This is a genomic window from Candidatus Enterococcus wittei, from assembly GCF_002140175.1.
Lineage (GTDB): Bacteria > Bacillota > Bacilli > Lactobacillales > Enterococcaceae > Enterococcus_B > Enterococcus_B wittei.
The window spans coordinates 337,954-357,342 of record NZ_NGMO01000003.1 but is presented as its reverse complement, the minus strand read 5'-3'; the positions used below and the strand labels follow the sequence as shown (position 1 = coordinate 357,342).

The 19,389-nt window shown below is 37.7% G+C and carries 18 protein-coding genes; 16 read left to right on the top strand and 2 right to left on the bottom strand.

Going from position 1 to position 19,389, the window contains the following annotated elements; all coding sequences use genetic code 11:
- Nucleotides 1-97 precede the first annotated feature (97 nt).
- Nucleotides 98-787, bottom strand: coding sequence for an N-acetylmannosamine-6-phosphate 2-epimerase (locus tag A5844_RS09495; protein WP_086284944.1), 690 nt, complete (start codon nt 785-787; stop codon nt 98-100).
- A gap of 230 nt (nt 788-1,017) precedes the next feature.
- On the opposite strand from A5844_RS09495, the gene A5844_RS09490 reads away from it, so the two are divergent.
- The 16 genes from A5844_RS09490 (at nt 1,018) to A5844_RS09415 (ending at nt 18,383) form a co-directional block, all read left to right on the top strand.
- A complete protein-coding gene (locus A5844_RS09490) occupies nt 1,018-2,214 on the top strand; it encodes an MFS transporter (protein ID WP_086284943.1) in 1,197 nt (398 codons plus the stop codon).
- A 153-nt stretch (nt 2,215-2,367) separates the two neighbouring features.
- Nucleotides 2,368-2,694 (top strand): nucleotide pyrophosphohydrolase, encoded by a 327-nt coding sequence (locus A5844_RS09485; RefSeq protein WP_086284942.1) that lies wholly within the window; start codon nt 2,368-2,370, stop codon nt 2,692-2,694.
- Nucleotides 2,695-2,723: 29 nt separating this feature from the next.
- Nucleotides 2,724-3,437 carry a class A sortase gene (locus tag A5844_RS09480; protein ID WP_086284941.1) on the top strand — a complete coding sequence of 238 codons (714 nt, stop codon included), beginning with the start codon at nt 2,724-2,726 and terminating at the stop codon, nt 3,435-3,437.
- Between the two features lie 483 nt (nt 3,438-3,920).
- On the top strand, nt 3,921-4,772 hold the full coding sequence (gene licT / locus A5844_RS09475; RefSeq protein ID WP_086284940.1) for a BglG family transcription antiterminator LicT: 852 nt from the start codon (nt 3,921-3,923) through the stop codon (nt 4,770-4,772).
- Between the two features lie 117 nt (nt 4,773-4,889).
- Nucleotides 4,890-6,758 carry a beta-glucoside-specific PTS transporter subunit IIABC gene (locus A5844_RS09470; protein WP_086284939.1) on the top strand — a complete coding sequence of 623 codons (1,869 nt, stop codon included), beginning with the start codon at nt 4,890-4,892 and terminating at the stop codon, nt 6,756-6,758.
- 15 nt (nt 6,759-6,773) lie between these two features.
- Nucleotides 6,774-8,216, top strand: coding sequence for a glycoside hydrolase family 1 protein (locus tag A5844_RS09465; protein WP_086284938.1), 1,443 nt, complete (start codon nt 6,774-6,776; stop codon nt 8,214-8,216).
- 390 nt (nt 8,217-8,606) lie between these two features.
- Nucleotides 8,607-9,308 (top strand): GntR family transcriptional regulator, encoded by a 702-nt coding sequence (locus A5844_RS09460; protein ID WP_086284937.1) that lies wholly within the window; start codon nt 8,607-8,609, stop codon nt 9,306-9,308.
- A gap of 258 nt (nt 9,309-9,566) precedes the next feature.
- Nucleotides 9,567-10,904: a PTS sugar transporter subunit IIC gene (locus A5844_RS09455; RefSeq protein ID WP_086284936.1), complete on the top strand. Its 1,338-nt coding sequence runs from the start codon at nt 9,567-9,569 to the stop codon at nt 10,902-10,904.
- 22 nt (nt 10,905-10,926) lie between these two features.
- Nucleotides 10,927-12,015 carry a DUF871 domain-containing protein gene (locus tag A5844_RS09450; RefSeq protein WP_086284935.1) on the top strand — a complete coding sequence of 363 codons (1,089 nt, stop codon included), beginning with the start codon at nt 10,927-10,929 and terminating at the stop codon, nt 12,013-12,015.
- A gap of 8 nt (nt 12,016-12,023) precedes the next feature.
- Nucleotides 12,024-13,136 (top strand): amidohydrolase/deacetylase family metallohydrolase, encoded by a 1,113-nt coding sequence (locus tag A5844_RS09445; protein ID WP_086284934.1) that lies wholly within the window; start codon nt 12,024-12,026, stop codon nt 13,134-13,136.
- Nucleotides 13,120-14,235: a DgaE family pyridoxal phosphate-dependent ammonia lyase gene (locus tag A5844_RS09440; protein ID WP_086284933.1), complete on the top strand. Its 1,116-nt coding sequence runs from the start codon at nt 13,120-13,122 to the stop codon at nt 14,233-14,235. The genes A5844_RS09445 and A5844_RS09440 overlap by 17 nt, the downstream gene beginning before the upstream one ends.
- Nucleotides 14,226-14,975 (top strand): 2-dehydro-3-deoxy-phosphogluconate aldolase, encoded by a 750-nt coding sequence (gene dagF, locus A5844_RS09435; RefSeq protein WP_086284932.1) that lies wholly within the window; start codon nt 14,226-14,228, stop codon nt 14,973-14,975. Before A5844_RS09440 ends, dagF begins: the two co-directional genes overlap by 10 nt.
- Nucleotide 14,976: 1 nt before the next feature.
- Entirely contained in the window at nt 14,977-15,981 is a 1,005-nt protein-coding gene (locus A5844_RS09430) for a sugar kinase (RefSeq protein WP_086284931.1), read from the top strand.
- A gap of 669 nt (nt 15,982-16,650) precedes the next feature.
- Complete coding sequence (locus A5844_RS09425) at nt 16,651-17,226, top strand: LOG family protein (RefSeq protein ID WP_086284930.1); 576 nt, start codon at nt 16,651-16,653, stop codon at nt 17,224-17,226.
- On the top strand, nt 17,226-17,666 hold the full coding sequence (locus tag A5844_RS09420; protein WP_086284929.1) for a nucleoside 2-deoxyribosyltransferase: 441 nt from the start codon (nt 17,226-17,228) through the stop codon (nt 17,664-17,666). Before A5844_RS09425 ends, A5844_RS09420 begins: the two co-directional genes overlap by 1 nt.
- 15 nt (nt 17,667-17,681) lie before the next feature.
- A complete protein-coding gene (locus A5844_RS09415) occupies nt 17,682-18,383 on the top strand; it encodes a deoxynucleoside kinase (RefSeq protein WP_086284928.1) in 702 nt (233 codons plus the stop codon).
- A gap of 756 nt (nt 18,384-19,139) precedes the next feature.
- On the opposite strand, the gene A5844_RS09405 is transcribed toward A5844_RS09415, so the two are convergent.
- The coding region (locus tag A5844_RS09405) for an SOS response-associated peptidase family protein (protein WP_256924546.1) at nt 19,140-19,389 on the bottom strand (250 nt) is incomplete at its 5' end.

Here is a 19,389-nt window from a genome sequence, read left to right as displayed (position 1 = left end):
TGGGTTTCAGCTTATTATCGAAGGAGTTGCTTCTGATTCCGCCGTTTATACGTATTTAGAGCATGAATCAAGAGTAAATCATATTTTTGTTCCACGCTCACTTCAAAGCATCCACAAAGCGTTGTGTAATTTCTTGCGGACGTGTGATGGCGCCACCAACAACGAGCCCTGCGACACCTAACTCCTTGATTTGTTTGGCTTGTTCAGGTGTATGGATTCTTCCTTCAGCAATCACGCAAACATCTGAAGCAACTAGCTGTTGGATCAATTCGATATCAGGTCCCGCTATTTTTTTGCTTTCTTCAGTATAGCCACTTAGCGTTGTCCCAACAAAATCAATTCCTGCTTGATAAGCGTTGATCCCTTCTTCAAATGTCGCAATGTCTGCCATGAGTAATTGATCAGGATATTTTTGTTTGATTTCTGCAATAAATTCATTGATCGTCAATCCATCATGTCGTTTACGTAAGGTACAATCAAGAGCGATTACTTCAACTCCAGTTTCTACTAGTTCATCCACTTCACGCATGGTGGCAGTGATAAACGGTTTTTCTGGTGGATAGTCGCGTTTGATGATACCGATTATTGGTAAAGATACTTTTTCTTTGATTTGTAAGATATCTCGTACAGAATTGGCACGGATACCCACAGCACCAGCCTTTTTTGCTGCTAAAGCAAAATAAGGCATCAAGCCTCCTTCTTCCGTATAAAATACTTCACCGGGTAAAGCTTGGCAAGAAACAATCAAGCCACTAGCGATTTTTTCAAGAAACAATTGTTTGTCCATATAGCAAAAACTCCATTCTGTTCTTTTTGCACTTCTTACTCTCCAAAATATAGCATCCGCTTTCAATGCTGTAAAGAAAAAATAACTATCGTTTCCAATTTAATAAAGGCAAAAAACGAACATTCTGCTGGTTTTTTCTGAAATTTAAGGAAAAAACATTGATTTTTCCTTAAAGATTGGATATGATTTTAACAATTTAGGGTTGAATTTGGAGAAATGGGGTAAATGAAATGACAAAGTATCAAAGAAAGGTATTATTATCAACATCCGCGGGAATTGCTTTAGAGAATATGGACATCATGTTTTTAGCATTTTCATTATCTTCAATGATTGCAACTTTTCAGCTTAGTGGAATGCAGGCAGGTATGATTGCTACCGTCACTAATTTGGGGATGCTCGTTGGAGGTATTTTTTTTGGCCTAATCGCTGATAGATATGGGCGAGTAAAGGTATTTTCTCAGACAGTAGTTTTATTTTCAATCGCTTCTTTACTGATGTATTTTGCCACGAATATTTATCTTGTTTACCTCTTTCGATTTATTGCCGGAATCGGTGCTGGAGGAGAATATGGCGCTTGTATGTCATTGATTTCTGAAAGTTTTTCGAAAAAACAAATCGGACGTGCTTCATCGGTTGCTGCTATCGGCGCCCAAGTAGGAGCGGCTTTAGCAGCTGTTTTAGCAGCCGTGATCATCCCAACTTTTGGTTGGAAAATGCTTTATGTGATCGGTGTGCTACCAGTATTAATGGTATTAGTTATTCGTAAAGGATTGAAGGAACCAGAAGTATTCCAAGAAACAAGAAATTCTGGTAAAACGACCAGTCTTAGTCAATTATTCAGTACAAAGCAATTGGCTTGGCAAACGATCGGCTTGTGCATCATGGTCACGGTTCAAATTGCTGGCTATTTTGGATTGATGAATTGGTTGCCTTCTATTATGCAAAAACAACTAGGATTATCTGTCTCTGGTTCATCGTTGTGGATGATCAGTACGATTTTAGGGATGTCTTTAGGGATGTTGACCTTTGGAATCATTATGGATAAAGTGGGACCCACGATTGCTTTTTCACTTTTTCTGATTTGCTCTTCACTTTCAGTCTTTTTACTAGTTTGGGCACATAGTCAGTGGAGTTTAGTTGCAGCAGCAGTTGTTGTCGGTTATTTTATCAATGGGATGTATGGTGGATATGGTGCGATCATTAGTAGTCTGTATCCTACAGAAATCAGAGCGACTGCCAATAACTTCATTATGAACTTAGGACGAGCTGTGGGCGGTTTTTCTTCGATCGTGATTGGATTTTTAATGGATCATTATAGTTTGACTGCGGTGATCTTGTTTTTAAGTGGCATCTATTTACTCAGTTTACTTGTACTCATGTCATTGTCTGGTGTTAGGGATTTAAGAATGAATCTGCAACATGATTAAGAGTTAAATAGAGCAATCTTAATCCATGTTATTCCTTTTTTAAAAAATAGCACAAAATATAATAAATTATTAAAATAATGATAAACTATTTTTTTATAATCATGATATGATTAAAATAAGCTAATTGAAAAAATAGGAGAATCGATCAAACAAATGGATAGTATGGAAAAAATTAATCAATTTAGAGAAGAGCGGGATTGGCGACAATTCCATAATGAAAAAGATTTAGCAATTTCGATTTCATTAGAAGCTTCTGAGTTATTAGAACTCTTTCAATGGAAACAGCCAGAAGAAGTCACTACAAAGGAACTTGAACGAATCAAAGAAGAGTTAGCTGACGTATTGATCTATTCCTATATGATGGCGGATAATCTGAATTTGGACATCGATGAGATCATTGAAGAGAAGTTAAAGAAAAATAACCTAAAATATCCGGTAACAAAAAGTAAAGGGAAAAAAGATAAGTACACGAATCTTTAGTAAGAAGTACACGAATTGGAGGAAAGTGGATGAAAAAAAAAGGAAGGGTCAAGAAGTGGCTAGTTAATTTCCTTTTGTTTCTATTATTATTAGTAGGATTAGCGTTGATTTTTAACGAACAAATTAAGGATTTCTTTGTGAAACAGACAGGAGATCAGTATGCGATTGCGAATGTTACACGAGATGAAATCGAAAAAAACAATCAGAAAGATGCTAGTTTTGATTTTGATGCTGTTGAATCCATGAGTTCAGAAGCGGTGTTGCGAGCACAATTGAGCCGACCAGAGCTACCGGTCATTGGCAGCATTGCGGTACCATCGGTGGCGATCAATATACCGATCTTTAGAGGCTTGGATAATGCGAATCTTCTATACGGTGCCGGCACGTTAGACCCAGAACAAGAAATGGGTAAAGGAAACTATGCGTTGGCAAGCCATCGTGCGAACAATCCACAGCTGTTGTTCACACCGTTAGAAAACCTGAACCTTGGGGATCTAATTTACCTTGTTGATTTAGAAAACGTCTATACGTATAAGGCGACATTCAAGGAAAAAGTAGATCCTACAGCAACAGAATTACTGAATGTGGAAAAAGGGAAAAGACTGGTTACTTTGATAACTTGTGGCGATATGGATGCGATCACCCGATTAGTTGTTCAAGGTGAACTTGAAAGTATTACACCAATGAAAGAAGCAACCCAAGAAATGAAAGTGGCATTTGATATGCCCACAAGAACTTTTTAAAAAAGACTGTAATAACAACATCAGTGCTTTGACCTGAGCAATAAGCAAGCCTTTCGTAAAAAGGTTTTCCATATTTTATGAAAGGCTAGCTGATGACTGTAAGATAGAGAATGGCACATTGCAAACTGGAAGTAGGTTGTCATTTACCTAGCAAGAAGAGGTAGTCTGTGGAAATACTCCATCACTTACGAAGGATCGGTTGGATGCGGTAGGTCAATTGATGATGTTCTTTGTTACAAATCAGACAATATTCATACATTAGATAAATAGTCAAAGTACGATGTGGATTACGGATTTATTTTGGTTTTTTCTTAAAAATGATAAAAAAACATAATGAAAAGGGTTGCATAGTACATTTTCTAATGGTAAGATAATCTTAGTTAATCAATGGATTGTTACTGTACGGCAGGCAAAACCAGAATTCAGCTAGTAGTAAGGGGCGGATTCTAGGTTTTTTTATTTTTATTTGAGAGGGCGAAGCAGATGGTCATTGAAAAAGTGTTGAATAATAATGTCGTCATTTCAAAAAATGAATTAGGGGAAGAAATTATTTGCATGGGGAAAGGGATTGCCTTTCAAAAAAGATCTGGAGAGCATATATCGCCTGAAGTAATCCAAAAAGAGTTCGTATTAAAAGATTCATTTGCCACGCATCAATTTCAACAACTAATGGCAGATGTTCCTTTAGAAGAAATCGAGCTTGTCAAACAAATCGTGGATCTTGCAGAAGAATCCTTAGCAGTCCCATTATCACCAAATATCTTTCTGACTTTGACGGATCATATCCATTATGCGATCAGGCGAGTCAAGGAACAAATCGAGTTACCAAATCCTTTGCTTTATGAAACAAAAAAATTCTATCCAAAGGAATTCCAAGCAGCAAAATCAGCAATCGAATTAATCCAAGAAAAATTAATGATCCAGTTACCAATGGAAGAAGCAGGATTTATTGCCTTTCATTTTGTGAATAGTCAACAAGGAAATGGGGATATGGAACGAACCATGACTGCCACCAAATTGGTTCGGGATATTTTGAGTATCATCAGCAAATTTTTCGGTATCAGTTTTGATGAAGACTCACTCAATTATCAACGGATCATTACACATTTACAGTTTTTTAGCCAACGTTATTTAAAAGGTGAACCATCAGAGGAAAAGGATGAATTCCTTTATGCTCTGGTGCAAGGAAAGTACCCAAAAGCCTTTCGTTGTGTAACGCGGATCAATGAGTATCTTATCCAAACACAACAAAAAGAAATGGGAGCAGGTGAACAGATCTACCTGACCATCCATATCCAACGTGTAGTAAATGAAAAACAAAGTACCCAATCATAAGGATTGTTACTGTATCAGCAGGCAAAACCTAGATTGAAAATATGGACACGAATATCCGTGACCGTTTTTTCAATCTAGGTTTTTTATTTTAGATAAATAAAGAAAGAGGGAATAAAGATGGACAACAAAGCAGTAGGACGGAGAGTTTGGGAAGCAGTCGGCGGTGAGAAAAATGTCAACAGTTTAGTACATTGTGCGACAAGATTACGTTTCAAATTGAAAGATGAATCAATGGCAGATACACAAACATTGAAAAATGATCCCGATGTGATCCAAGTCGTCCAAAGTGGTGGGCAATATCAAGTAGTCATTGGTAGTAATGTATCAGATGTTTATCAGTCGATCGTAGAGGAACAAGGATTGACAGGTACAACAGATGAAAAAGATACAAGTAAAAATCCATTGAACCGTTTGATCGATATCATTTCTAGTATTTTCACCCCATTTTTAGGTGCCATGGCAGCAGCAGGGATCCTGAAAGGATTCTTATCACTAGCGCTCGTGTTAGGTTGGTTAGCAGCAGACAGTGGAGCCTATCAAGTACTATTTGCAGCAGCAGATGGAGTCTTCACTTTCTTGCCAGTTATGTTGGCATTTACAGCGGCAAAGAAATTCAAAACCAATCAGTTTTTGTCTGTGGCGATTGCGATGGCCTTAGTTTATCCAGCAATGACCGAATTAGCTGGTGCTGGCACAGCTATTGATTTCTTTGGTTTACCGATTATTTTGTCACCATCGGGCTACACTTCTTCTGTGATCCCGATCATACTTGCTGTATGGGTCCAAAGCAAGTTTGAACCATTAGTTAAAAAAGCGATCCCACAATTTTTACAAATGATCTTTGTACCGATGATCGTATTGTTAGTGATGGTTCCTTTGACCTTCTTAGTATTAGGACCAATTGGTACAGTAGTCGGAAACGCATTAGGAGGATTATTCAACTCGATTTATGGATTTAGTCCTTTAGTTGCTGGCTTGATCATGGGTAGTTTATGGCAAGTGTTCGTCATGTTCGGCATGCATTGGGGATTTGTGCCAATCATGTTCTTAAATATTGAACAATACGGATTTGATGTCTTGATGCCGATGCTATTACCAGCTATCTTAGCCCAAGGTGGTGCTGCGTTAGCAGTGGCATTACGTACAAAAAATACAAAATTGCGCTCATTGGGGATCTCTTCTATGATTACTTCGTTATTTGGGATCACTGAACCCACTGTCTATGGAGTAACGTTGCCACTGAAAAAACCGTTTATTGTCGCTTGTATCTCTGGGGGGATCGGTGGCGCGATCATTGGGGTTTCAGGTGTGAAAGCTTTCTCCAGTGGATTGGTCAGCTTGTTGACGATCCCAACCTTTATCAGTACAAATGAAGCAGTAGAATCAAGTGTGATGATGGCTGTCATTGCGACGGCAGTAGGTTTTGTTCTCGCTTTTGTTGGAACACTTCTTATAGGATTCGATGAAAGTCCACAAAGTGAACAGACAATAGAAACAAAAGTAACAACTGCAGGAGATGCGATCGGTTCAGCTCGTCTTAATTTAAAAAGTCCGTTAACGGGTAAAGTCCTTCCATTAAGTGAGGTACCTGATCCAGTGTTTTCATCTGGTGCCATGGGCAAGGGGATTGCTATTGATCCCGATAAAGGAGAGTTGATTGCTCCGGCAGACGGAGAGATTACAACGATCTTTCCTACAGGACATGCAGTAGGATTGACCACTACAGAGGGTGTTGAGATTTTGATGCATATCGGTATGGATACGGTGGAATTAGAAGGAGCTGGGTTTGAAACATTCGTGAAGCAAGGCGATCATGTCAAAGCAGGGGATGTCCTAGTTACTTTTGATATCGATCAAATCAAAACTGCGGGGTATAGTGTTATTACACCAATCGTTGTGACAAATACAGATCAATTTGCGGACGTTTTAGAATTGGATCAGGATGAAATTATTGCGAGTGAAGATTTTTTAGCAATTGTAAAATAAGAGGAGGAATCAGTTATGACTACACGTTTTTCAAAAGATTTTTTATGGGGTGGCGCAACAGCAGCAAATCAACTAGAAGGTGCTTACGATCGTGACGGCAAAGGATTATCTGTGGCTGATGCGATGCCAGGAGGCAAGCAACGTTTCGACATCATCGGAAGTGAGGAGTTTGATTGGACCATTGATGAGGAACATTATATCTATCCAAATCATCGGGGCATCGAACATTACGATCGTTTCAAAGAAGACATTGCATTATTTGCAGAGATGGGCTTCAAATGCTACCGCTTCTCTATTGCCTGGACACGTATTTTTCCTAAAGGAGACGAGCAAACACCGAATGAAGCTGGTTTAGCTTTTTATGAAGAATTGATCGATACCTGTTTGCAACATGAGATTGAACCAGTGATCACGATTTCCCATTATGAAATGCCACTTCATTTAGCAAAAGAATACGGCGGCTGGAAAAATCGGCAACTGATTGATTTTTATGAACGTTTTGCTCGTACCGTATTGGAACGTTATAACCAAAAAGTCAAATATTGGATGACCTTCAATGAGATCAACTCTGCCTTCCACTTTCCTGCGCTTAGCCAAGGGTTAGTAAAAAGTAATGGGGCAAGTGACTATCAAAACATCTTTCAAGCTTGGCATAATCAATTTGTGGCGAGCAGTAAAGCTGTAAAAATCGCCCATGAATTACGTTCTGATATCCAAGTTGGCTGCATGATCATTTATGCTACCACCTATAGTATCGATGCCAATCCAGTGAACCAAGTAGCTACGTTGATCCAAAATCAAGAATTCAATTTCTTTTGTACAGATGTTCAAGTTCGAGGAGAGTATCCTGCCTATACGGCTCGTACGTATAAAAAATATGGTGTTTCTGTAGAAGAACTAGAACAAACAGAAGAAGATATCCAATTACTAAAGGAATATCCTGTTGATTATATTGGCTTTAGTTATTATATGTCTTCTGCTGTCAATGAGACCGATTCTGAAGTGGCAACTTCTGCTGGGAACTTGTTAGGAGGAGTTAAAAATCCATTTCTTGAAGCAAGTGAATGGGGTTGGCAAATCGATCCCCAAGGGTTAAGGATTGCTTTGAATGAATTATATAACCGTTATGAAAAACCGTTATTCATCGTTGAAAATGGGTTAGGTGCTATCGACGAAGTGGAAAATGATGGCTCGATCAATGATGACTATCGTATTGATTATCTTCGCTCACATATCGAAGCGATGGGGGAGGCTGTGGAAGATGGAGTCGATCTTCTTGGGTACACACCATGGGGCTGTATTGATTTAGTCAGTGCATCAACGGGAGAAATGAGTAAACGCTACGGGTTCATTTATGTGGATCTAGACGATGAAGGCCATGGTACATTGAACCGTTCGAAGAAAAAATCATTCGACTGGTACAAAGAAGTGATCGCTACAAATGGTGAAAAACTATAAAAACATGCCACTATGTTATTCTATATGGTTTTAACGGCAATTATTTAGGGGGAAATAGTTAGGGAAGAAGATTTAAAAACATCCATTGTTATTTTAATCCTGGGATAATCATAGTTAAAACCAAAATGAAATAAGATTGGAATACCAACAATAAGGGTTCATAAAAACGAATGAATGATGTTATTGATTGATTAGACTAAATAATAAGCCGAAGAATCACGAGGATATGAAGGTATATTTTCGGATTCATTGGCTTATTTCGTAAGTACTTAAGTTTATAATTTAACGTTTCAACATTTTTGTATAGGTCAATCTTCTAAAGATATTTCGATTCTTTTTTTTAGTATAATGTGTTATTCTTTTATTAATACAATGGTGAAAGGTGAAACTATGAAAAGAACGCGTGTACTTTACTTAGAAGTTGCAGATAAAATCAAAGAAGATATTTTTTTAGGAAAATATCCTGTAGGAACAATGTTACCAACGGAAAATGAATTGGAAAAAATTTTCCAAGTAAGCAAAATTACTGTCCGAAAAGCAATCGAATTATTAGCTGCTGACGAATATGTAGAAAAAAAGAGTGGGCGAGGAACAACTGTTTTAAGTAACCGTCCTTATAATCGTTTATCTAAAGCAGCAAGTTTTACACAGATTCTAAAAGATTCACAGTATAAAGTTCGTAAAGAAATAATTACACTAGATAAAATCGCGGTAAAAAAAGAAGATCCTCTACATTCCTTAGTTGGTCCATATACTGTTTGTTTCAAACGACTTTATTATTTGAATGAGCAACCTTATATTTATTTTGTGCATTACTTGCCAGAAGATATGAGCAAGTTTCAACGAAAAGAGTTTGAAGAAGAATCATTGTATCGATTATTGACACAAAATGGGCATGTCATTGATTCATTTTCAGATGACTTTTCTGCTGTATTTTTAAGTGAAGAAGAAAAAGCAATGTTTCAAACAACTGCTGAAATTGGGATGAAACGAGTTCGTCAGTCCACTAATCATTTGAATGAAATCATTGAATATTCTGAAGCCATCTACCATACAGACTTACACCCTTACCATATCGATTATGAAACATAATGATTCATAACATAGCATCTTTATGCCAAATAATAAAATATAAATGTTGTCTAACTAGACTTTTGTTTGAAAGTTGGAGAGGACACGTATGCTAGTTTTAGAAAAGAAGCAGTCAAGATCCTTTTAGTGAGATTGGCTGCTTTTTTATCCGTTCAATCAATAATTCCTGCTGATTTTTATGAAAGTGTTTACAAAGGATTGTTGGTATGTTATCTTTTGGTTAAACATTATAATGTTTGGTTGAGGAGGAAATAAGACATGGAAAAGCTGGTAGCATTAATTGAAAAAAAGATTATGCCGGTTGCGAATCGCATTGGTTCACAACGACATATGACTGCAATACGAAAAGGAATCATTGCAACGATGCCGTTGACGATCGTTGGCTCATTCTTCACGATTTTATTAAATATCCCAATTGCCTCAGTAGCAACTGCCATTGAACCTTATCGGGCGATCTTAGATATTCCATTTCGTTATACTGTAGGGATTTTAGCGTTGTACGCAACTTTTGGGATTGCTTCATCTTTGGCAAAGAGTTACCGCTTAGATTCATTGACTGCAGGTATCTTAGCTTTGATGTCCTTTCTGATCGTGGCAGCGCCACCCACCCAAGTCTTGGAAGATCTGGAAGGGATTACTGCTGGTCGATATATCAATATTGCTAATCTAGGATCAGGCTCATTGTTTGGTGCAATCGTTACGGCGATTGTTTCTGTGGAAATCTATCGCTTCTTTATTGTCAAAAAAATCACCATAAAGATGCCAGAAGGTGTACCCCCTGAAGTGACGAATTCATTTGTTGCGTTGATCCCTGGAGCAGTTATTTTGATCTTTTTTTGGCTTATCCGTCACTTGCTAGGGTTTGACTTGAACGGATTTTTAAGCCAATTGTTGATGCCGTTAAAGGGCGTACTTGCAGGAAATAGTTTGTTTGGCGGACTTTTGACTGTCTTTTTGATTTGTTTCTTCTGGGTCTTAGGCATTCATGGACCCGCGATCATGGGGCCGGTGATTCGACCATTTTGGGACATTTCAATTGCAGAAAATATCGATGCCTTCAATGCAGGTGCCAGTGTTCATGAGATGCCCAATATTTTTACTGAACAGTTTTTACAATGGTTTGTCTGGATTGGTGGAGCCGGTACTACACTTGCTTTGGTGGTCTTGTTCATGTTCTCTAAATCAAAATATCTGAAAAGTTTGGGGAGGCTATCTTTCTTACCAGGATTATTCAATATCAATGAACCGATGATTTTTGGTGCACCAGTCGTCATGAATCCAGTCTTAGGGATCCCTTTTATTTTGGCTCCGTTAGTGACCACAACGTTATCTTATATTTTGACTGTTAGTGGGGTGATACCTATGATGGTAGCAAGGTTGCCTTTTGCGATGCCTGCGCCACTGGCTGCATGGATGAGTACCAATTGGAGCATCGCTGCTGGCGTATTAGTAGTAGTTAACTTTTTGATCACACTAGCAATCTATTATCCCTTCTTCAAAGTATTTGAAAAACAACAACTTGCTCGTGAAAAAGCAGAAGAAGAAAATTCAGAAAATGAAACGATCATAAAATCTGTCGTGTCAGAAGAAAGCTAAATAAAAAGAAAGCAGGAGAAAAATGAAACGTTCAGTGGGAGTCTCTCTTTATCCGGATCATAGTGATCAAGAAAAGGACTGTGCCTACCTTGAATTGGCACACAAATATGGGTTCACTCGAATTTTTATGAGTATGTTAGAAGTTACAAAAGAACCAAAAGCGGTAAAGCAAAAGTTTCAAACACTGATTACTTTTGCCACTTCATTGGGGTTTGAAACGATTTTGGATGTTTCACCGGCTATTTTTGAACAATTAGGTATTTCTTACGATGATCTGAGTTATTTCGATGAACTCGGGGCTGATGGAATTCGTTTGGATCTAGGATTTGATGGAAGAAAAGAAGCGCTACTGACTTACAATCCCTACGATTTAGCCATTGAGTTAAATATGAGCAATGATGTGGCGTATCTAGAAAATATTCTCAGCCATCAAGCAAATACCCCTTTTCTCTATGGCTGTCACAATTTTTATCCTCAATCAGGAACTGGCTTGCCTTATGATTTTTTCAAATCTTGTAGTCAACGCTTTAAACAACATGGAATCAGGACAGCTGCATTTGTCACCTCGCAAGTCGGAAAAATTGGGCCATGGGACATCAATGATGGATTACCGACCTTAGAGATGCATCGTCATCTGCCAGTGGAAACTGCGGCAAAACATTTGTTTGCTACAAATCTCATTGATGATGTGATCATTGGCAATGCATATGCCTCAGAAGATGAGCTGCGGATCTTAGGACGAATAAATCGTTATCAAACAGTATTCAACGTTGAGTTTCTTCCTCAAACAAATGAAATCGAACGACAGATCGTCTTAAATGAGCAACATGTACGAAGAGGAGATATTACAAATCAAGTGATTCGTTCGACAGAAGTGCGTAAAAAATACCATTCAGAGACAAACGTACCGCACGATAATGATCAGGAATTCCAAATAGGTGATATAGTCATTGGAAATAATCTTTTCGGGAAATATAAAAATGAACTGCAACTTGTGTTAGAACCTCATAGAGATATTAGAAAAAACAAAATTGGATCGATTATCTCACAAGAGAAGTTACTCCTCCCATTTATCCAACCATGGTCTAAATTTAAATTTATAGAAAAGTAGGCGTTATGATGTATGATTTAGTAATCAGAAATGCACGTTTTATAACAGGAGAAACAATGGATATCGGGGTAACTACTGGTAAGATTCAGTTAGTTGTTCCAACGATCGAAGGGTTGGGGAGAGAAGAACTGAGTTTGAAGGATGGTCAGTATTTATCTGCTGGTTGGATTGATGACCATGTACACTGTTTTGAAAAAATGTCGTTATATTATGATTACCCTGATCGGATCGGAGTAGATATGGGGGTGACGACAGTGATTGATGCAGGAAGTACGGGTGCTGAAAATATCAGTGATTTCTATGAATATGCTAAGAAAGCCACAACGAATGTCTTCGCCTTAGTAAATATATCTAAAAAAGGGATCATCAAGCAAGATGAATTAGCTGATTTATCAAAGATCCAATTGACACTTATTGAACAAAAAATCAAAGAGTTTTCGGATTTTATTATCGGGTTGAAAGCGAGAATGAGTCAAACAGTTGTTGGAAAGAACGATATTACTCCCCTTCAATTAGCTAAAAAGTGTCAAAAAGAAAATCAAGAGCTACCATTGATGGTCCATATTGGTTCGGCGCCTCCTCAGTTAGTAGATATTCTAGCAGTTATGGAAAAGGGCGATGTGTTGACTCATTGTTTTAATGGCAAAGGCAATGGCATTTTAGATCCTGTCACTCAGGAAATCAAACCTTTTGTAAAAAAAGCAAAAGCCAAAGGAGTGGTTTTTGATATCGGTCATGGGACAGATAGTTTTAATTTTCATGTTGCCGAAAAAGCACTTCAAGCAGGGATCATCGCTGATTCCATCAGTACCGATATCTATATTAGAAATCGAGAGAACGGCCCTGTCTATGATTTAGCCACAACAATGGAAAAAATGCATATAGTGGGGTATTCATGGATAGAAATTTTGGAAAAAGTAACGAATGCTCCAGCAAAACATTTCCATTTGAAAGCGAAAGGTCAAGTGAAAAAAGGATTTGATGCAGATTTTACGATTTTTGAAATCCATGAACAAAAAAGAGTACTCACGGATTCTAATGGAAATCAAAGGGAGTCCATTCAACACTTGAAGCCTGTGAGTGTGATTATTGGAGGTGTGAGACATGAGTGTAAGCTATGAGAAATTCAAATTAAATGAAGTCATCAATGCATCAGGGCGAATGACTATTTTAGGAGTATCAACACTTAGTGAATCTGTTTTAAAAGCGCAACGATTTGGTGGCGAACATTTTTTTGAAATGGAAAAATTGATGGAACAAACTGGGGCTTACTTAGCAAAACTTCTAGAAGTAGAAGATGTGCAGATCGTCTCTTGTGCTTCAGCAGGGATTGCCCAATCGGTTGCAGCAGTCATCGGGAAAGGTTCACTACATCATCTGTATCATCCCTATGATCAAACCATCACTAGAAATGAAATTATTTTGCCCAAAGGTCATAACGTGGATTATGGTGTACCTGTGGAATTAATGATCCGACAAGGTGGCGGATGTGTCGTTGAAGCTGGATATGCAAATCAATGTACAGCAGCTCATTTAGAGATGATGATTACAGAACGGACAGCCGGGATCTTATATATCAAAAGCCATCATACTGTCCAAAAAAGTATGTTGAGTATTGCAGAAGCAATTGAAATTGCCCATCAGCACCAATTGCCGATGATCATCGATGCAGCTGCTGAAGAAGATCTAATGAAATACACGGATTTAGGAGCTGACTTAGTGATTTACTCTGGTGCCAAAGCAATCGAAGGACCAAGTGCAGGAATGGTCATTGGGAAAGATCCCTTTGTTTCGTGGGTTCGTCTTCAATCAAAAGGGATTGGTCGTTCCATGAAAATCGGCAAAGAAAATGTATTAGGATTTGTCCAAGCTGTGGAAGATTATTTAGCTGAGGGGAGTGAATCAGGTGCTTCTATGAAGAAACGTCTGGAGCCATTTGTCCAACAATTGAATACACTACCGTTCTTGGAAGCGACCATCGTCCAAGATCCAGCAGGAAGAGACATCTATCGCGCAAGCGTCCAACTGATGCAAGTTTCAGCCAAAGAAGTGATTGCCCAACTCAAAGAAAAATCTCCAGTGATCTATACGAGAGAATATCAAGCAAATAACGGAATCATCGAATTTGATATTCGTTCTGTCAATCAGCAAGAAATGAAAAAAATCATGCAACGTCTCAAAGAAATCCTACAGACAAAGGAGTCAACATCATGTCATTGATCCCAAATTACTTAAACGATCGAGTTTGTTTAAATGTCTTAGCAAATTCTGTACAAAATGCCAAAGAATGTTATGAAGCAGCAGAAGGACACGTTTTATTAGGTGTACTTTCAAAGAATTATACAGATGATGAAGAAGCAATTGATGCGATGGAACACTATCAAGAAGCAACGAATAATGCTTTGTCTATCGGCTTAGGAGCTGGTGATCCAAAGCAAAGTCAAATGGTGACCCGATTAGCCCAAAAACTGCAACCTCAACATGTCAATCAAGTATTCACTGGTGTAGGTGCTACTAGAACTGTCTTAGGACAATCTGAAACAGTCGTCAATGGATTAGTATCCCCAACAGGTAAAGAAGGTTATGTGAATATTGCTACGGGACCATTGAGTTCTCAAGCACCAGCAGGGGTTGTGACGATCGAGACAGCCATTCGTTTGCTCCAAGATATGGGGGGGAGTTCGATCAAATATTTTCCGATGAAAGGTTTAGCACACATGAAAGAATATGAAGCAGTAGCGCAAGCTTGTGCAAGAACTGATTTTTATTTGGAACCTACTGGCGGTATCGATTTAGAAAATTTTGAAGAAATCCTTCAAATCGCACTAGAAGCTGGTGTCAAAAAAGTGATTCCTCATGTCTATAGCTCAATTATTGACCCGACTACCGGGGATACGAAACCAAAAGATGTCAACAAGCTATTACAGATAATGAATAAATTGATGAAACAAGGAGACTAATATGAAAATCGGTGCATTTGGTGAAGTCATGTTGCGATTAACACCTCCTGAATATTTGATGCTTGAACAGACACATACCTTGCGAGTGGCCTACACAGGAACTGGGGTCAATTTAGTAGGGAATTTAGCTCATTTTGGTATAGCAAGTTACTTGTTGACTGCATTGCCTGAAAATCGACTAGGAGATGCCGCATTAGCTAATCTAAGAAGCTTAGGTATCGATACGACCTATGTGATTCAACAAGAGCAACATATTGGAACCTATTTTGCAGAGATGGGTCATGGTGTTCGTCCAACAGAAATTACGTATCAAAATCGAAAATACAGTTCTTTTGGCTTATCAAATATCGAAGATTATCAACTTGAGGAGTTTGTGGCTACGGTTGATCTAGTGCATATATGCGGGATCAGTTTAAGTTTGACAGATCATTGCGCAGAAGTAGCCATAGCTGTAGCTAAAAAAGCATACCATCAAGGAAAAAAAGTTTGCTTTGATTTTAATTTTCGCCCCAGTCTGAATCGTGAACCTAGAAAAAGAGCAGTGTTAAAACAACGCTACGAGGAGATCTTACCTTATTGTACGATTTTATTTGGGTCGATTCGAGATTTGACCGAGCTGTTGGAGTGGCCAGTGGATACGTCTAAAGCAGTGACAGTAGAATCCTTCCAAGAAGTTTTGACACATTATGGAATCGAATGGTTCACTGGGACGAACCGACAGACAGTTGAGGATAAAAAACAGTTAAGTGGCTATTTGTTAACACCAAAAGCATTCGTTGAAACTCCTGCTTATACGCTAGATAGTTTAGATCGTATTGGTACAGGAGATGCCTTTGCAGCTGGTATTTTATTGGGCTATGCAGAGAATTGGACACTGGAACAAACAATTCTTTTTGCTCTAGGGAATGCTCGATTAGCTCATACGATTCAAGGAGATGTCCCTTTGACTACAAGAAAACAAGTCAATCAATTACTAATGAATCCCGCTATTGATTTGAACCGCTAAAAAGTATAGGAGAGCCATACAAAAAAATGGGATAAAAATGGTACAGTTTTATGTAGTTTTTTGGATTTGCTTGACTACCTGTGAAGGAATCAGTAATATAAATGGCAGATAGAACCGACCAAATAAAAAAGGCCCCCCAATTTCTAGTGGCAGCTAAAAATTGAGGGCTTGAATAGTCATCACCGTGACCAATCAAGTTTGCCATAGTCAATGGAAACCATCGACCGTGTTCATTGTATCGAATCTTAAAGAAGAAATCTAGCTTTTTGTCGATAAAAATGAATAATATTGAATGCGTTTTATTTTCTATGCCGAAAAAGGATTGGACAACACGTCTGATCCTCTTTTTTTGTCCGACACTTACACCCGAGGACGATTAGTGAGGAAGACAGCAATAGTCGTTTTTTTGCTAAGGCAGGTCAGGTGTTGAATGCTCATTCGTCTTTTTTCATTTGGTCAGGTCTATCCTGAATAAATAGTCCTGTTTTTCTATGAAACATAACAAATATATATAAGTAAAGGCAAAAGCTATTTCAACCATTCTTCGTTATTGATATATGTTATGGATTTTATTTTGTCTACCACTAAAAACTAACAAAATCTAGTCTTTTATTTTAAAAAAACAAGCGTAGAATTAAGATAGATTTATGCATGAGGATGTGTTTTTTTTTGAAACTTACAGTTTTTTGTGGTTCACGATTTGGTAATAAGGAAAGTTATAAATTTATCGCCCAAATGTTAGGTAAATATATGGCTCAAGAAGAAATTGAGCTAGTATATGGCGGATCAGATAGTGGAATCATGGGGATTTTTAGTCAAACTGTGCTTGAAAATAACGGGAAAGTGACAGGTATTTATCCTGTAGGGCTTTTTCGTGAAGAATGTCCGAAAACAGATCTCACGACATTTATCTCCACAGAGACCATTGATGAACGTAAAACTTTGCTTTTTGAAAAAGGAGATGCCGCATTGGTCTTTCCGGGAGGATTGGGTACTTTAGAAGAGTTTTCCCAACTACTCTCATGGATGGCAATCGGACTGATCCCTGATAAACCCATTGGTATTTTAGATATTGGTGGCTATTATTCAGGTTTGAGAACTTTGATCGGAACGTTTACAAAAGAAGGATTTATGGACAGTAAATGGTTGGACCAACTCTTTTTTTCCAATAATCCTTTGGTGCTGGTGAACACGTTACGGTCACAGGTGGACAAAGAAATGCTTTTATGTAAGGAGGCTGAATAATGAGTCGAATCTATTTGGCAGGGCCATTTTTTTCTGAAGAGCAGATTGAGCGGATCAGTCGAATCGAAGAAGCGTTAGCTAAGAACAATACAGCAACAAAAGTCTATTCACCAAGGCATCATCAAGAAAGTAAGTATGAGATGTTCAGTGCTGGCTGGGCGCAAGAAGTATATGAAAGGGATATGGCTGAACTATTAGCAGCGGATATCGTGGTGGCTATCCTTGATTACGAGCATCAAACAATCGATCCGGGAACTGCTTATGAATTAGGTGCAGCGACAATGATGGAAAAACCGCTGATCGTTTTTCAAGAAGAGTCTGTTCCCACCAATTTGATGATTACCCAAAGCTTGCACAGCTATTTAAAATCGATCGAAGAAGTTCGGATATATGATTTTCAATCATTACCGATAAAAAAATATCAAGGAAAGTATCTATAGAAGAGGAAGGATTGTATGTCAGTGATATTAATCTCAGGAACAATTGGCGCAGGTAAAAGTAGTTTAACGGATATGTTGGCAAAAGAAATCGATTCAAAACCATTTTATGAAAATGTCGAAGATAATGAAGTATTGCCTTTATTTTATTCTAACCCAGAGCAATATGCATTCTTACTGCAAATTTTCTTTTTGAATAAACGCTTTTTAGCAATGAAAAATGCGTTAGTCAGTGATGATAATGTTTTGGATCGTTCTATTTATGAAGATAGTTTGTTATTTCATTTAAATGCAGATTTGGGTCGTGTGACAGATATTGAAGTCCAACAATATGATAACTTATTGGACACGATGCTCAATGAATTAGATGATGTTGCACCTAAAAAACGTCCCGACTTAATGGTCCATATCAAAGTATCGTTGGACACAATGTTGGAACGTATCAAAAAACGTGGACGTGACTATGAACAATTAGAAAGTGACGAGACGTTATACAGCTATTATGAAGCATTGAATCAGCGCTATAATCAATGGTATGAAGAATTCGATGTTTGCCCTAAGATCCAAATTGATGGGGATATCTTTGATTTTGTAGAAAAACCAGAGGATGCTCAAAAAGTGATCCAACAAATCCAAGAAAAATTAAAAGAATTAGAAGATCAAAAAGCAGGTAGTTATTTCACGGATAATAGGCATGCAAAAGGACAGTACTTAGGTTGATCCTTTAGAACGTATGAAGGAAAGATTCAGCTTTGAAAAGTAGAGGAAGATGATGATCACTAGATTTCAACTACTCACGTTTTGGTAGCTGCTCACTGAAAACTAGCGTGATACTTTTTGATAGTACTGTGTCTCACAAACAATAAGAGTTTTCTTTACTCACATCATTAAACGAAAAGCGAAAAGTCGGAAACCAAGTCTAAAAAAAGAGTCTGGAACAAGTGGTTAACTTCGAGAAATAAGAAGGAATTCACGAAAATTAATTTTCAAATTTTTGTAAATTTCGGCTTATTTTCGAAGGATTTGCTTCTGATTCCGCTGTTTATACGTATTTTGAGCGTGAAACAAGAGTAACTAATACTTTTGTTTCACGCTCTTTACTATTCAGAAGTCATTCACTTACAACTTAAAGTATCAGACTGTTTTTGGCTGTAATTGTGGTGATTCGATTTTATAAGATTCAAATGATCTGACAGATCCCTCAATTAATTTGTGACAGTGGTCGCAAATACTAAGGCTGCCTTGATCACTGAATTCTGTATGGATGTTTTTAGTATTGGTACATGAGCAATAGTCATGGCTATTAAATATATTCATTGTCTACTCCTTTATTCTTCAAGTGCTCTCTTAATATAACAGATAACTTGAAAACAAAAAAGGAATTATGAAAAAGTTAATATATTTGGTATTGTTTTAGATTCTTTTAAAACAAATTCAATTTCTAGTCAGCTATCTTTGAATAGGAATTTGTTTTTCTTATTTTTTGACTTCAGCTCGTTCTAGTTCAGGCATTTCAAATTTAAGATAGTTCCTTGCAAAATCCAAGTTTGTGATCCATTCTTTGACCTGCTCTTTTACAATGATTAATGGCATACGATCATGGATAGGAGCTACCGAATCATTGGGAGTTGTTGTCAATATAATCGATTCAGTCTCAAAACCTGTACCAGTCTTGTGGATACGATAAAAACCACCAACAAAAATAACTTCATTATCACTTGAAGTA